The sequence below is a fragment of the Merdimonas faecis genome, assembly GCF_001754075.1.
Lineage (GTDB): Bacteria > Bacillota > Clostridia > Lachnospirales > Lachnospiraceae > Merdimonas > Merdimonas faecis.
In genome coordinates this window covers 121509-134287 of the sequence record NZ_MIEH01000025.1, presented here as the reverse complement: position 1 = coordinate 134287, position 12779 = coordinate 121509, and the positions used below count along the sequence as shown (strand labels likewise).

16 protein-coding genes and 1 pseudogene are annotated in these 12779 nt (G+C 46.5%); 2 read left to right on the top strand and 15 right to left on the bottom strand.

What is annotated here, in order from left to right:
* Positions 1–7: 7 nt before the first annotated feature.
* Genes BKD12_RS14220 through BKD12_RS14190 form a run of 7 tightly spaced genes read right to left on the bottom strand, consistent with a single transcriptional unit; the run spans position 8 to position 5733 of the window.
* Positions 8–874: an arginase family protein gene (locus BKD12_RS14220; RefSeq protein WP_070090007.1), complete on the bottom strand. Its 867-nt coding sequence runs from the start codon at positions 872–874 to the stop codon at positions 8–10.
* Between the two features lie 16 nt (positions 875–890).
* Positions 891–1319: an Rrf2 family transcriptional regulator gene (locus BKD12_RS14215; RefSeq protein ID WP_070090006.1), complete on the bottom strand. Its 429-nt coding sequence runs from the start codon at positions 1317–1319 to the stop codon at positions 891–893.
* Positions 1319–2767, bottom strand: coding sequence for an alanine/glycine:cation symporter family protein (locus BKD12_RS14210; RefSeq protein ID WP_070090005.1), 1449 nt, complete (start codon positions 2765–2767; stop codon positions 1319–1321). Before BKD12_RS14210 ends, BKD12_RS14215 begins: the two co-directional genes overlap by 1 nt.
* A 54-nt stretch (positions 2768–2821) precedes the next feature.
* On the bottom strand, positions 2822–3625 hold the full coding sequence (locus tag BKD12_RS14205; RefSeq protein WP_070090004.1) for a protein-ADP-ribose hydrolase: 804 nt from the start codon (positions 3623–3625) through the stop codon (positions 2822–2824).
* On the bottom strand, positions 3622–4626 hold the full coding sequence (locus BKD12_RS14200) for an SIR2 family NAD-dependent protein deacylase (RefSeq protein ID WP_070090003.1): 1005 nt from the start codon (positions 4624–4626) through the stop codon (positions 3622–3624). Before BKD12_RS14200 ends, BKD12_RS14205 begins: the two co-directional genes overlap by 4 nt.
* Before the next feature lie 20 nt (positions 4627–4646).
* Positions 4647–5294 (bottom strand): pyridoxamine 5'-phosphate oxidase family protein, encoded by a 648-nt coding sequence (locus BKD12_RS14195; protein WP_070090002.1) that lies wholly within the window; start codon positions 5292–5294, stop codon positions 4647–4649.
* 43 nt (positions 5295–5337) lie between these two features.
* Positions 5338–5733 carry a pyridoxamine 5'-phosphate oxidase family protein gene (locus tag BKD12_RS14190; protein ID WP_070090001.1) on the bottom strand — a complete coding sequence of 132 codons (396 nt, stop codon included), beginning with the start codon at positions 5731–5733 and terminating at the stop codon, positions 5338–5340.
* A 200-nt stretch (positions 5734–5933) separates the two neighbouring features.
* On the opposite strand from BKD12_RS14190, the gene BKD12_RS14185 reads away from it, so the two are divergent.
* On the top strand, positions 5934–6371 hold the full coding sequence (locus BKD12_RS14185; protein ID WP_070090077.1) for a MerR family transcriptional regulator: 438 nt from the start codon (positions 5934–5936) through the stop codon (positions 6369–6371).
* Between the two features lie 16 nt (positions 6372–6387).
* Here the strand turns inward: BKD12_RS14185 and BKD12_RS14180 are convergent, their stop codons facing one another.
* Positions 6388–6930, bottom strand: coding sequence for a hypothetical protein (locus BKD12_RS14180; RefSeq protein ID WP_070090000.1), 543 nt, complete (start codon positions 6928–6930; stop codon positions 6388–6390).
* A pseudogene (locus BKD12_RS17585) lies at positions 6924–7061 on the bottom strand (EamA family transporter); the annotation flags it as partial. The gene BKD12_RS14180 and the pseudogene BKD12_RS17585, both read right to left, overlap by 7 nt.
* A 209-nt stretch (positions 7062–7270) precedes the next feature.
* On the opposite strand from BKD12_RS17585, the gene BKD12_RS14175 reads away from it, so the two are divergent.
* A complete protein-coding gene (locus BKD12_RS14175; protein ID WP_070089999.1) occupies positions 7271–7936 on the top strand; it encodes a nitroreductase family protein in 666 nt (221 codons plus the stop codon).
* A 62-nt stretch (positions 7937–7998) separates the two neighbouring features.
* On the opposite strand, the gene BKD12_RS14170 is transcribed toward BKD12_RS14175, so the two are convergent.
* From BKD12_RS14170 to BKD12_RS14145, 6 genes are all read right to left on the bottom strand, one after another.
* Positions 7999–8352, bottom strand: a complete 354-nt coding sequence (locus BKD12_RS14170) for a hypothetical protein (protein WP_070089998.1) — start codon at positions 8350–8352, stop codon at positions 7999–8001.
* A gap of 379 nt (positions 8353–8731) precedes the next feature.
* On the bottom strand, positions 8732–8944 hold the full coding sequence (locus tag BKD12_RS14165) for a hypothetical protein (protein ID WP_070089997.1): 213 nt from the start codon (positions 8942–8944) through the stop codon (positions 8732–8734).
* 270 nt (positions 8945–9214) lie between these two features.
* Entirely contained in the window at positions 9215–9670 is a 456-nt protein-coding gene (locus tag BKD12_RS14160) for a hypothetical protein (RefSeq protein WP_070089996.1), read from the bottom strand.
* A 243-nt stretch (positions 9671–9913) separates the two neighbouring features.
* Positions 9914–10687: a pseudouridine-5'-phosphate glycosidase gene (locus BKD12_RS14155; RefSeq protein WP_242872777.1), complete on the bottom strand. Its 774-nt coding sequence runs from the start codon at positions 10685–10687 to the stop codon at positions 9914–9916.
* The gene (locus tag BKD12_RS14150; RefSeq protein ID WP_070089994.1) at positions 10669–11718 is read right to left on the bottom strand and encodes an ADP-ribosylglycohydrolase family protein; all 1050 of its coding nucleotides are present in this window, start codon (positions 11716–11718) and stop codon (positions 10669–10671) included. The genes BKD12_RS14155 and BKD12_RS14150 overlap by 19 nt, the downstream gene beginning before the upstream one ends.
* Positions 11715–12749 carry an ADP-ribosylglycohydrolase family protein gene (locus tag BKD12_RS14145; RefSeq protein WP_070089993.1) on the bottom strand — a complete coding sequence of 345 codons (1035 nt, stop codon included), beginning with the start codon at positions 12747–12749 and terminating at the stop codon, positions 11715–11717. The genes BKD12_RS14150 and BKD12_RS14145 overlap by 4 nt, the downstream gene beginning before the upstream one ends.
* Positions 12750–12779 lie beyond the last annotated feature (30 nt).

Below are 12779 nucleotides of genomic sequence, written 5' to 3'. Positions count from 1 at the left end.
CAAACCGTTATTTCCGGAAAATATCAAGTTCATTTAATCCCTTCCGGAACCGCATGATATCCCAGGGGATAAATTCTGTGATTCCAAGAGCTACAACATCAAATTCCTTTGACACATCCTGGATGATCCGCAAGATCTGGTCCAGAGTCATCTCTCCTACCGCATACTCCACAGGCGGAATATGCGGCTCTGCACAGAGAAGGCAGCGGAAATCCTCCGGAGAGAGCACGTCCAGATCCCAGTGGATCATCACATGCCGGTAGCCGCCTTCCCTGAGCCAGGCAAGCAACGCTTCGCTGTCATCCAAAAGCTGATCAGGTGTAAGAAACTTCATCTGATATTCCTTCTGATACTCTTCCTCCCAGCTTTCCAGATGATCCGCAATGATTCCGGCATAAATGATATCCTCTTTCCGAAACGGATGCTTTACCATGGCCGCAAAATCCGGTGCGCCGTCACCGATCAGATTCCCCAGCACCATAGAGTGTTCATTGGGAGCATCTTTCGGCCTGGTAAAATCCGGATGGGCATCCATCCAGATCACGGCCGTATCTTCCGGATATTTCCCATGCAGGTAGTCAAAAGGAGCCTGCTCCACCGAACAGTCGCCACCCAGCACGATGATCCGGTCCGGATCTTTCTCCTCGCAGATAGCATAGGCGGCTTTCTGCTGCTCAAGAAGCTCTTCCTTCCAGGCAATGCCGTCCGTCACCGGTACCTCGTCGTCAAAATTTGTCTTGACCGGGACTTTAGCACACTCCATAGAATCACTTTTGGGAGCAAGCCAGTCCAGGATATGGCTACCTTCGTAGTAGGGCGGATTGATTCCTCCCTGCCACTGCGGGAATGTCAGTCGTAATGTCTTTTTCGTCATAAACGATTCTCCTTTTTTATAGATATTTTTCCAGATCCCCCATCACATCTTCCAGTGTGATAGAGGCAAGTTCCCTCTCCATGGCCTGCTGCACTCTAAGAAGCTTATCATCCAGGATGTTGTGGATATTTTTTCCCACCGGACAGGACGGATTCGGATTTTCATGAAAATGAAAGAGGGTGTTTTCCTCGATACATTCCACCGCCTGATATACATCTAGGAAGGTGATCTCAGAAAGCGGCTTTACGACTGATGCTCCGCCGGTTCCCCGCTTTACCTCGATCATACCGGCGTCTCTTAACTGGGAAAGGATCCGGCGAATGATCACTGGATTCACGTTGATACTGGACGCCAGAAAATCACTGGTAATTTTATAATCCTCTTTAAATGTCTCCATACAGGTCAGCATATGGATGGCTATGGTAAATCTGCTCGAAATCTGCATTAATTTTCAACTCCTTTCCGCTTCACCTTTTCCAAGGCCCTTTGCTGCTCGTAATCTCTCAGAGCCTTCATCGCCTGGGGCGCCAGTGGGAAGAGTGCGATCATATTAAAAATGGTCATCAGTCCGACTCCAAAATCTCCCAGATCCCAGACGAAAGAATACGCCGCCAGCCCGCCGATAAAGAGCATAATGAGAGCCAGTATCTTATACAATGTCTGGGAAATCCAATTGTCCCCGAAAAGATATGCAATATTCGACCTTGCATAAAACAGGATCCCTATAAATGTAGAGAAACTGAACAGCCAGATAATCAAAGCAATAAAGATTCCTCCCGCATTTCCCATATGGTACTGCATTGCTGTCTGCAAGAGAGCCATCCCCTCCAGTCCAGACGTCATGGCCTCCGGAGTCAGGAGCATGATCATAGCCGTGCAGCTGCAGATCACCAGCGTATCAATAAACACGCCTAAAGCCTGAAGCAATCCTACCTTAGCCGGGTGGCTGCTGTCTGCTGCCGCCGCTGCACAGGGCGCCGAACCGGAACCTGCCTCATTCGAAAACAGACCTCGTTTCGCTCCGTTCATAATAACAGCTCCAAGTCCTCCTGACACCACCTGACGTATCCCGAAGGCTTCTTCAAAAATTCTCTGAAAAACTCCCGGCAATGTCGTAATGTTTGTAAGAATAATATAAAAGGTAATCAGAAGATAAAAAACAGCCATAACCGGAACCATAATGTCCAGTACCCGAACCGTAGCATTTTTCCTCAAAACGATCACCGCTGCCAGCGCCACCAGCAAAACCGTCGTTACAAGAGGCGGGATCTGGAAGGCATTTTCAAATGCCGAGGAAACCGAATTTCCGATCACCTGACTGATCCCGCACCAGCAGACCAGTCCGGAAACCGCAAACAGACAAGCAAGGATTGATTTCTTTCCGCCCCGTTTTTTCTTGAAAAGACAGTGAATATAGTAAGCTGGTCCACCCCGGTATCCTCCGTAAAGCGGATCTTTTTCTTTATATAGCTGAGCCAGGGTTGCTTCCACAAACGCTGTAGAGGAGCCCAGAAGAGCGATCAGCCACATCCAGAACACAGCCCCTGCTCCTCCTGCAGAAATCGCTGCCACCACGCCCACCAGGTTTCCCATTCCTACCCTTGTGGCCGTGGATACGATCAATGCCTGCACGCCGGAAATAGTACCATACTTTCCGCTCGTTTTCTTTTCTGTAACCACCCGTATCATTTCTGGAAAAAGCCGGAATGGCATGAATCTGCTCCGGATCGTAAAATAAATCCCGGACGGGATCAGAATCATCACCAGCAGTGAGATTCCAAGCTGACCGCCGCCCGGAAGGGGTATTGTAATAAAATCTCCCCATAATACATTGAATACCGCATAAAAAGCTTCTCTAAAACCACTTCCTGCACTCTGAAAAAAATCCACCATATCTTGTTCTTTACCTCTATCCTAAATCTTTCGTGTCTTTATAGTATAGAGGATCTATTCAGTTCTGTAAAGCTCTAAAGCGCCCAAGAGTTCCTGGTAAATATCATAATCTTCTTGTTTGAAGACATTGAACACAACCTTTTCGATGGAGGTGTCTCTATCCAGCTCCTCCAGGACTGTCTGAACTGCAATTTCTGCCGCCTTCTTCTGCGGGAAATGAAATTCTCCTGTAGAAATACAGCAGAATGCAATGCTCTTCAGTCCGTGATCTTTTGCAATCTCCAGACAGGACCTGTAACAATCCGCAAGCTGCCTGCAGTGCTCCTTTGTCAGGCTCCCTGATACGATCGGTCCGACAGTATGGATCACATATTGGGAAGGCAGATTATACGCAGGGGTAATCTTCGCTTTTCCCGTCGGCTCATCATATCCTTGCCTGTTCATAATTTCGTCACAGGCCAAACGAAGCTGTATACCGCTTACGCTGTGAATGATATTGTCCACACAGGAATGACAGGGAACAAAACATCCCCTAAGGGCGCTGTTTGCCGCATTTACGATGGCATCAATCTTTAATGTTGTAATATCCCCTCGCCAAAGTACCAGGTGGCTGTCAAGAGAAGAAGCCGGAAGCAGGGCACTGTCTGTCACTCCTTTTCTCTCAACCTCTTCACCTAAATACTCATCCTGAATTCTAAGAAACTCCTCACTGATCGGGCGGGGAGGCCGGATATTCATAAGACTCCGAAGAAGCTTTTTTTGCCCGTCCTCCTGGTCTGGTATCTTCATATCACTGTATTGCGGAACTTCTGACAGCAATACTCTGATCAGATACTCTCGTCTTTCATTCTGCGTCATTTTTTGTCCACCTCATTTCCAGGGGCTGTCACGCCATCTTCTATTTCCTTCACACATCCTGACAGGTCCCGGACGGCATCTGCCAGATCAGCATTGATGCCTACCGCCCGCTCTCCAAAGCTTGCCGGTACGACCGCCTCATCAAGGTTCATACGGATCATAGACCAGTTTTCATGCTCTCGTATCATCTTCTCAAAAGGAAGGCGTATGATTACCGGAGTATTAAATCCCACGCCCAGCTCCAGCAAGACGACTCTCTCCGCCTGATGCGCTTCCAGAAATTCTTCATACCGCCCGGCAGCTTCATTCCAATGCGCATCCTCTACAAAATACTGGTCGCACCGCAGATGCATGGCCATGTTCCCGCCACAGACCGGACATTTGGGAACCAGTTCTGACGGGATTTTACAGTCTTTTCTTGCTTCTCCCATTTTTCCAAACAGCTCTTTTGCATCATACACTTTGTCGTGGCATCCCCGCGCGCACTGAATCTCTCCATAGTCTCCCTGGGTGGCAAAGATCCTTTCATCCGAGAATCCGGCTTTCCAGAACTGATAATCCACATTGGTGGTCAGGACAAAATGCGGTTTTTCCTTTACCAGTTCAAAAATCTGCTGATAAAGCGGAAGCGCCTCTGGCTCAATTCGGTTCAGATATGCATGTTTGGACCAGTATCCCCATTTTTCCTCCTCTGTAGGAAAGGGATAAAAACCCGCACTATACATATCTGTCATATAGGAAGCGCCATATTTTTCGATGAACTCGCCGAAATTTTCCTGAAACCGCTGCCCGCCATAGCTTAAACCAGCCGCTGTAGAAAGCCCGGCCCCTCCGCCGATGAGTACTGCATCTGCCCTGGAAAGAAGCTCTGCTGCCTCCCGGATCTGGTTCTCATAGGGCGTATCCTGAAATATATAATCTCTTGCAGGCGTACTGCACAGGAAACGTGAGAAATCAATCTTTTTTGTATTGGTCTGTTTGCTCCATCCATGAATTGCCATTGTTCTTCTCCTCTCTCCTTTTACCGTCTTTCTATCGCTCCAAAGGGACAGGCCTCCATGCAGCTGCCGCAGTGAAGGCAGTGTTCCTGCCGGATCACCAGAGGCTTTACCGACAGATCGATACATTTCTGTGGGCATTTGCTGTAACAGATGCGGCATCCCCGGCACCGGTCTGTGATAAAGAATCCTCCTTGTCTGTGCGATGAGCTATCTTCAGCCTCTGCCGCCCGATCTCCCAGGACAAACATGTCCCGGAAGATCGGTTTGACTGACAGATCGAAAAATTCCCCGGTCCCTTCCGCCACACGGAATACCTCTAAAGCCTTCCGGCTCTCCTCCTGGGGATATATCTCAGCCATATAAGGATTTTCCTCAAAGACTTCCTTTAATTTTCCGGATCCGATATTCACCGCTTTCCCCCGTATGGAGACCGCCTTTTTATTCATGGTACCTTCTCCTCCGCACATGCCGCTAATGGCAACATAAGGATGTTTCTTAAGCTGTTCATAAAAGGACTTTCCTTTTGCCGTGATAAAATACAGGCTGTTCTCGTCCGTCAGCATGATATCAATGACCCTGGCAACCGGTCTCCCTTCTTCATCCACAGTGGCAATGACAGTGGAATGAATGTCTTCTTTTAATAACTTCAGATATTCTCTTGTATTCATAAACACACACCTCGTTTCAGGGAAAGCGCAATACCGTTATATGCTAAAATTCATAGGGCGGATTTCCGGAGAAATCTGCAATGATGCCATGTGCATCCTGAATGTAGAACACTTCGAAGATCGGGTTGTCTGCCGTCTCATACTGCCCTTTTACGATGGGGTTATTCATAGCGCCTTCCTTGACTTCCATATTGTTCTCAAACACAGCTGTTCCGTGAAGACGAAGCCATGCATAGGTCGGGTCAGATACAGATACCTCGATCTCAGGATTGGCCTGCATATCTTTGTATACATCCTTCGTATTATTGGTACAGAACCAGAGTTTTCCCTCCTGTTCGAAGAGGAACATAAAAGGACGTACCTTTGCCTTGTTATCCCTCCCTACTGTTGCCAGATACTGTACTGGGTTTGCCTGTAAAAATTCTACTACTTTTTCCATGTTCAAGTCCTCCTTGGTTTCATTGTAATATTTATTGTTACATCTTTCAGCATTAAAATAGCACGTACATGTTGTAATGTCAATAGTTACATTTATTTTTTTGACAAATACCTTTCTTTTTGGTAAGCTTATCGCAAAACCTAGACTTCACTTCAGGTTAAGATTTTTTGCAAATTGTTATCGAAGGAGGAATCATTATGATGTATACCATAGGACAGGTATCCCAAATGTTTGACATTCCCATATCCACTCTTCGCTATTACGATAAAGAAGGCTTGTTTCCTGATATACAGCGCACCTCCGGCATCCGAAGATTTGGCGAAAAAGAGCTGGAAGCCATACGTGTCATTGAATGTCTGAAGAAATCCGGCATGGAAATCAAGGATATTAAACAGTTTATGGAATGGTGTACGGAAGGCAGCAAAACCTATCCTAAACGGCTGGATCTGTTTGTTCGCCAGAAGGCAGCTGTAGAAATGGAAATTGAACGGTTGAACCGTGTACTGGATATGTTGAAATTCAAATGCTGGTATTATGAAGAGGCCATAAAGGATGGCACCGAGGACCGCATCACCGCCATGTCCCCGGAGGAGATGCCAGAAGAAATCCGTCAGGCTTTTCTGAACGCCCACCGGTAACTTCATGGTTCCATAATTAAGTTAAAAGTTTACTTCCCTTTTCACAGATTTCGTAGATCTCGTCATATTTTTCTTCGATCAGGGGAGTCAGCTTTTCTGTTTCCTTCCTCACAGCTCTTTTATACAAAAAATATGGAAGGATCCATCCTATAAATCCCGGAACTGCCAGCACAGTGCAAAGTATGATATGCGGAGTCTGCGCCGTTACCGCAAACGTGGAGCCGGCCATAAATGCCGTCCCCAGGATCCCTACCGTGATCGCCAGGATAGAGGGCGCAGAAGTTTTCTTATTCTCCAGATACTGGATTTCGGCAATGCACGCCTCATAATGTCTCTGAAGCCTTGTAAGTTCCGTCTTATTGATGATCTTACGATCTCGCTTCAACCGAAGCACTGCCTTTTTGTGCTGCATGGCCCCTGCCCTTTTTGGGAAGGTTTCCAAAGCTGGCTGGGCTACATTTTCATCCACCTCCCAGCCAAAATTTACATAACCGTCGATCAGGAAGGAAATCTGTCCCATATCCGCCGTGATTTCTTTATATTCATATCCGAAATCCATGCAAAGACAAGAACCACTACCGTACGGACTGCCGTGGCTACAGTAGAATCTGTTTTTCTGATCCCACATTTTGCCAGGATCGACGTCACCCCGGCAAAAAAAGCGGAACCTGCGGCATATAGAAGCCACATCTTACATTCCTTCTTTCCAAAATGTATTCTGCTGCTTCTTATCATACCGCAGATTCCACCTGTTTTCCATCTGCAATATTTATTGATGACCATTCCCGGTCATCAGTCTCATTTCGTCTCGATTTTCTTTCCCAATGTAGCATTTTAAATATCCTATGCTATAATGTTTATTGGTTTAATCAAATAAACCAAACGGAAGGAATATCACAATGGATTTAATGGAAGCAATGAAAGAACGACACAGTGTGCGCCAATATACTGATCAGACGCTGGATGAAGAGGTGATCCGTCTTCTGACGGAGGAAATTGATGCCTGCAACCAGGAAAGCGGTCTCCACATCCAGCTGGTTAAAAATGAACCCAAAGCTTTTGACGGCTTTATGGCCCACTATGGGAAATTCAGCGGAGTGACAAACTATATCGCAATGGTCGGGAAAAAGGGTCCTGCCTTAGAAGAGACCTGCGGCTACTATGGTGAACGCCTGGTATTAAAAGCTCAGCAGCTGGGCCTTAACACCTGCTGGGTTGCCATGACCTACAGCAAGGTCAAATCTGCTTATTCTGTAGATGCCGGGGAAAAACTGTGTATTGTCATCTCTCTTGGCTACGGCAAAAATCAGGGCGTTCCGCACAAGTCTAAGTCTGTCGATCAGGTCGCAAAGGCTGACGGTCCAATGCCTAATTGGTTCAGATCCGGCGTGGAAGCTTCCCTTCTTGCCCCAACAGCCATGAACCAGCAGAAATATCAGTTCACACTGAATGGAAAGATCGTATCTGCCCGGGCCGGAATGGGATTCTATTCCAAAATCGACCTGGGTATCGTCAAATATCACTTTGAACTGGGAGCCGGACGCGAAAACTTCAGCTGGATCTGATATCTCATGACTTTGAAAAGCCCCTGCGGCCGATTGTCGCAGGGGCTTTTGTTCTTTCGATTTTATTGGCTTCCTTTCTTATTTCCTCCCTTCTTAGTCTGGTTTCCAGACTTTTTGGTATTGTTTGATTTCTGCTTCTTATTAGATTTCTTACTGCCGGACTTTTTGCTGTCCGGTTTCTTTTTTCCTGTACTTTTCTCCTTACTGTCTGAGTCTTTTTTATCTGTATCCTTTTTCTTGCTTCCCGCATCTTTCTGGGAGCTTGAACTTGATGAACTGTTCGTACTCTCCTTCGATGTCTTCCCTTCAATTCCTCCGCAGGCAGTAACGGAAAGGGCCAGTGCGCATGCCGCTGCCAGGATGAGCCCTCTTTTTAATATCCCTTTCTTCCGTTTTGCTGTGTTCTGTGTCTGCATATTGTCTACCTCTCTTTCGGTGTATTTTCAAAAGGCGTTCTGCCCTTCTGACATATCCCAGCATACTGGCCATGTCTTAACATATTCCAAAAGAGGGCTTAACATTTCTTAACAGTTCTTACTTATGCTGAACCGTGAAAGCACTTTTTTCATCTTTTTCGAACAGCCTTGCCACTGCCGGCACCAGCTCTTTGATGACTGTCCGTGAGGTGTTAATGCACAGGTCAGAATTCAACTTATCTCCCCATTTGTGGCCGGTATAGAACTCATAATACTTTGCCCGCTTTAGTCTCCGCAGCGCCCCACAATAATACAGTCCGATTTCTGCGCCATCTCTTCGATGATACGGGCCTGCTCCTGGTAAACAGACATACTTTGGTCAAAGAATGGCAGAACCAATAGCCGTGGCCAGTCCTGCTCCGTACGCTCCCATATCGCATACAAATACAAAAAAGTAATCGCCAAAAATATTAAAGATACCGCCTGCCAGCACTGCCCCCGTAGCCAATGCAGGATTTTTGTCATTTCTTAAGTATGCAGCCATCATCTGGTTAAAAAGGAAGAATGGAATAGCCAGCTTTATCGGCCGCACATACTCCCTCGCCAGAGTCAGGGTATTGTCCTATGCCCCAATCATCCTCCTGCTAAAACAAAAATGTACATTTCCTCTGCAAGAAAAAAACCGGATAAGGAACAAGCTTTCTGCTCGTCTCTTATCCGGTCCGTCATTTCTTCTGAATGATTTTCCCTCCGAGGAACAGGCATCTTAAGCCTGCCTCTTATCCGGCTGCCTGCATCATCTGTCCTTTTACAGTCAGCCCTCCGAGAACTTTTAGTAGTCCAGCACACCTTTCCGCCATTGTCAAACGTTGTCAGATGTCGATTTCTCACCCAGGCGCGCTTTTAATTCAGCGATCTCCTTTTCCTTATCCGCAAGTGCAGATTCCTTCTCGCCAAGCAGTCTTTTCTGCTCATCGATCATGTCCTGCATTTCTCCCAGATTCTCTTTCTGCTCATCGATCACATCCTGCATTTCATCAATCATATATTGCACTGTATTTTTATCAAGTTCCTGCAATTCTTTGGAAAACATGTTCATCACCTTCTCCGTATTTCGGCACAGCTGATAGATTTCCTCATAGTATTTCCGGAATTGAGGATATTTTCTGATCAGCTCCACGATCATCTCCGGATCGTCTACACTGAGGAATGTCAGCCACGCATCCAGTTTGTTTCTGATACCTTTATTGTGAAGAATCCTGCGGAAATTGTCAAGCGGGATGAACACAAATCTGGGAAAAGCCTCTGATCGTCTCATATCAGATCTACGACAGCAGCGTGCTTTCTTCCTGGTTTCAAAGAGACATCCGGAAATTTTATATATATATATATCGCGCCTATAAATTGGTCTACAACATCACACATTTTGTAGAAGTGGATGCGGTTATGCCCTGGCCTTAGATAAACTGATCAATACCACCAGCGAAAGTGATCTCACCTTCCACTCTTTGTACCCGGCCCCGGACGTCGGACTGTGTTTTGAATTCAACTCCCTGATTTATCAAATTGTTACATTTTCTTCCAGCCATCTGATATTTGAGATCAAAGCCTCCAACTGAACCCGGGAAGAATATCCCTCTGTCAGTTCATCTACTTTCTGATTAAATGATGGATGAAAAAGCAGCTCTCTTTTTTCTGCTTCTTTGGCATACCGAAGAGCCTGCTCAAATATACTGTCATCCTGAATCCTCTTTTTCTTAGGAATTTTCCGTAAAAGCAGACGGTTTTTATCCTGCATAATTTTCAAATCAGATGGTATTTCCACCGGATTCTGCAAAAACAAATATCCATTGCATACATTGTCTCCACATCCGGACACATAAATCCCTTCTTTTTGCGCTTCTTTCAATGTATGCTCCAAATCAAACATATCTTTCGGCGAAGCAGCAATCAAAGATACCCTGCTTTCCTTTAATGCCAGAAGGTCATGGCAGGACTCTATAGTCTGTTGCGTTTTCAGTCCTCCGATTCCACAACTCACTGCAAATGGTACCTGCAGCTTTTCACATGCTTTCATTGTTCCCGACGCAGTCAAAAATCCAGTTCTTTTTTGTTCTGCCGCTGTTTCAAAATTCTGATAACAAATCCTTGCACAGTTTTCAGTCTCTTTCCGGAACCTTACAAATTTTGAAATCCCGCCGGTAATCAGTGTCCCTGCTTTCATCCAGGCAATTTCTCCGTCCGGATTTTCAGGCCACAGACTTTCCAGCTCTTCTTCTGTGATGCCTGGTAGTCCCTGTCCTAATAATGCCGATTCTATGAGATATTTCCCCACAATTTTTCAATCCTTTCTGCCTGAGAACATAGATCCATCTTATTTTCTTTTTCGATGATTTCCAGATACCCTTCCGTAATGGAATCAGCTCCTCGGAATGCTCCTGCAACTGCCCCTACGATACATCCGATTGCACTGGTCTCATCTCCGATATTTACAGCATCATAGATACTTTCCATTGTTCTTCCCTGGTTGGAAATCAGAATTCCTAATGCAGTCGGTACCGTCTCAGCAATCGCCGGTCCGCTTCCGATGCGTTCTGACAGTTCTTGTACCACATTTTGCTGACTGCCGCTGTGCATGGCAATTTTTACGGCCATATCGATACGTTTTGTGACAGAAGGCCCTGGATATGTCCAGATATCGTCCCTTTTTCTTGCAAATTTCTCCCCTTCTACACTTCCATATTTTGCAGCCTGTACGATTTTATAAAGATCGGTGTCACTCTTAAGGGCTTCGCTTACAGCCGCTGTGATTGCACATGCTCCTGAAATACTGTATGGATCGTCATGAGATGACATGGTAATTTCCACAGTATCCTCGATTGCTTTCTGAATGTCCCCTGCGCTCAACAGTCCTTCCGGATATGCCTTACTGGCCGCTCCGTTAGAAGAAAGCGCATAATAGTGGCTTTTGTACAACTTCGTTCCTAGCCGTCCGGCAAATGCCCAGGTTCCCATTTTGTCATCTTCTCTTAAACGATTTACGACACTTCTGGTTGTCATTCCTGCAAATGGTTCAAAGTATTCTGTTTTTCCCCATTCCAGCAGCGCCTTCTGTCCCAGTTCCTTTGACGCTTTTCCGTCCGCGTTCAGCAGATGTTCCGTCAGAATATATGGTATACTGAATGCATCTGTCACCTGTCCTGCCCGTCTTCCCCGGGCCATCGTATCCATTGGAGGTTCCTTAAATTCCTCTACCCGTCCGCCAAATGTCTTCTCAATCTGCCTGGTTGATTTTGTCTCTGTCGCCGAGCCCATGGCATCCCCGACAGCAGCTCCCAACAAACATCCTAATATTTTTTGATTCATCGTACTCCCTCCTGTCTGTCCACCTTCTGAGCAATTCTAGTCAGATCTTCGGCAAGTTTTCTTATCTCCAGATGATTTGCCTCCTCAAGCGTCGGCAGAAAATGTGCCGGGAAAGCTTCTGCACCTCGCAAAGCTCCGGACAATGCGCCGGACATGGTTGCAATCGTATCTGTATCATACCCCACATTAACTGCTCCCACGATAGATCCCAACGCATCTCCATCATACGCTGCAAACAGACCAAACGCAGACGGGATTGCCTCTGCCACATGAAGCCCCGTTCCTATCTGATGCCCGATCTCTGTCATTTTTTCTTTTGGGGTTCCGCTTCCCAGGCCGATATCAATTGCCATTTCCATACGTTTGACCACAGACGGTCCTGCCACATCGCGGGCAATCTTCCTGCCGATTTTTTCTCCCTCTTTTGCCCCATACAGCCCTGCCTGCAGTACACTGTAGACTGTTGCTTCCGGCATCACCGCATGACTGACCGCAGCCGCAACTGCACAGGCACCTGAAAGTGCGAGATAATTATCATGCGTTACCATAGTAACCGTTACCGCGTCCTTAATCGCTTTCTCTATGTTTCCAGCATTCATAAGGCCGATCGGCGAAATCTTCATGGCCGCACCGTTTGTTGCCTGACGAGTCACCAGTTCCACGCCTCCTGATTTTTCTATCTTTTCTCCTTTATATCTTCGAATTGCCAGACGCGTCGTCGGTCCTGCAAACCGGTCAAAGAACACATGATGCTCCGACCAGTCGATCAATGCCTCCTGTACCACTTTTTCAGTCACTTCACCGTCATGGTCTGCAATATGCCTTGCCACAAAATATGCAGAACTGAAGTCGTCCGTAAGCTGCCCGGGTTCATTTCCAGCTCCGAAAGTATCCATGGGCGGCTTTTCAAAATCTGTTACTTCATGGCCGAAATATTCTATGATCTGTTCTGTTGTTCTGGCTTCTGTAGCCGCTCCCATTGCATCTCCTGCTCCGGCACCGATCAATCCGCCCAGTATTCTGTCAAACATATTGAATCCTCCTTTGTCTCAAGACATAGA

Coding starts and splice junctions, on each gene's coding strand:
- BKD12_RS14145 (WP_070089993.1), bottom strand. CDS start 12,749: ATGTTTGACAGAATACTGGGCGGATTGATCGGTGCCGGAGCAGGAGAT.
- BKD12_RS14180 (WP_070090000.1), bottom strand. CDS start 6,930: ATGGATTTCGGATATGAATATAAAGAAATCACGGCGGATATGGGACAG.
- BKD12_RS14200 (WP_070090003.1), bottom strand. CDS start 4,626: ATGGCAATTCATGGATGGAGCAAACAGACCAATACAAAAAAGATTGAT.
- BKD12_RS14190 (WP_070090001.1), bottom strand. CDS start 5,733: ATGGAAAAAGTAGTAGAATTTTTACAGGCAAACCCAGTACAGTATCTG.
- BKD12_RS14195 (WP_070090002.1), bottom strand. CDS start 5,294: ATGAATACAAGAGAATATCTGAAGTTATTAAAAGAAGACATTCATTCC.
- BKD12_RS14175 (WP_070089999.1), top strand. CDS start 7,271: ATGGATTTAATGGAAGCAATGAAAGAACGACACAGTGTGCGCCAATAT.
- BKD12_RS14220 (WP_070090007.1), bottom strand. CDS start 874: ATGACGAAAAAGACATTACGACTGACATTCCCGCAGTGGCAGGGAGGA.
- BKD12_RS14215 (WP_070090006.1), bottom strand. CDS start 1,319: ATGCAGATTTCGAGCAGATTTACCATAGCCATCCATATGCTGACCTGT.
- BKD12_RS14185 (WP_070090077.1), top strand. CDS start 5,934: ATGTATACCATAGGACAGGTATCCCAAATGTTTGACATTCCCATATCC.
- BKD12_RS14160 (WP_070089996.1), bottom strand. CDS start 9,670: ATGAGACGATCAGAGGCTTTTCCCAGATTTGTGTTCATCCCGCTTGAC.
- BKD12_RS14170 (WP_070089998.1), bottom strand. CDS start 8,352: ATGCAGACACAGAACACAGCAAAACGGAAGAAAGGGATATTAAAAAGA.
- BKD12_RS14205 (WP_070090004.1), bottom strand. CDS start 3,625: ATGACGCAGAATGAAAGACGAGAGTATCTGATCAGAGTATTGCTGTCA.
- BKD12_RS14150 (WP_070089994.1), bottom strand. CDS start 11,718: ATGAATCAAAAAATATTAGGATGTTTGTTGGGAGCTGCTGTCGGGGAT.
- BKD12_RS14210 (WP_070090005.1), bottom strand. CDS start 2,767: ATGGTGGATTTTTTTCAGAGTGCAGGAAGTGGTTTTAGAGAAGCTTTT.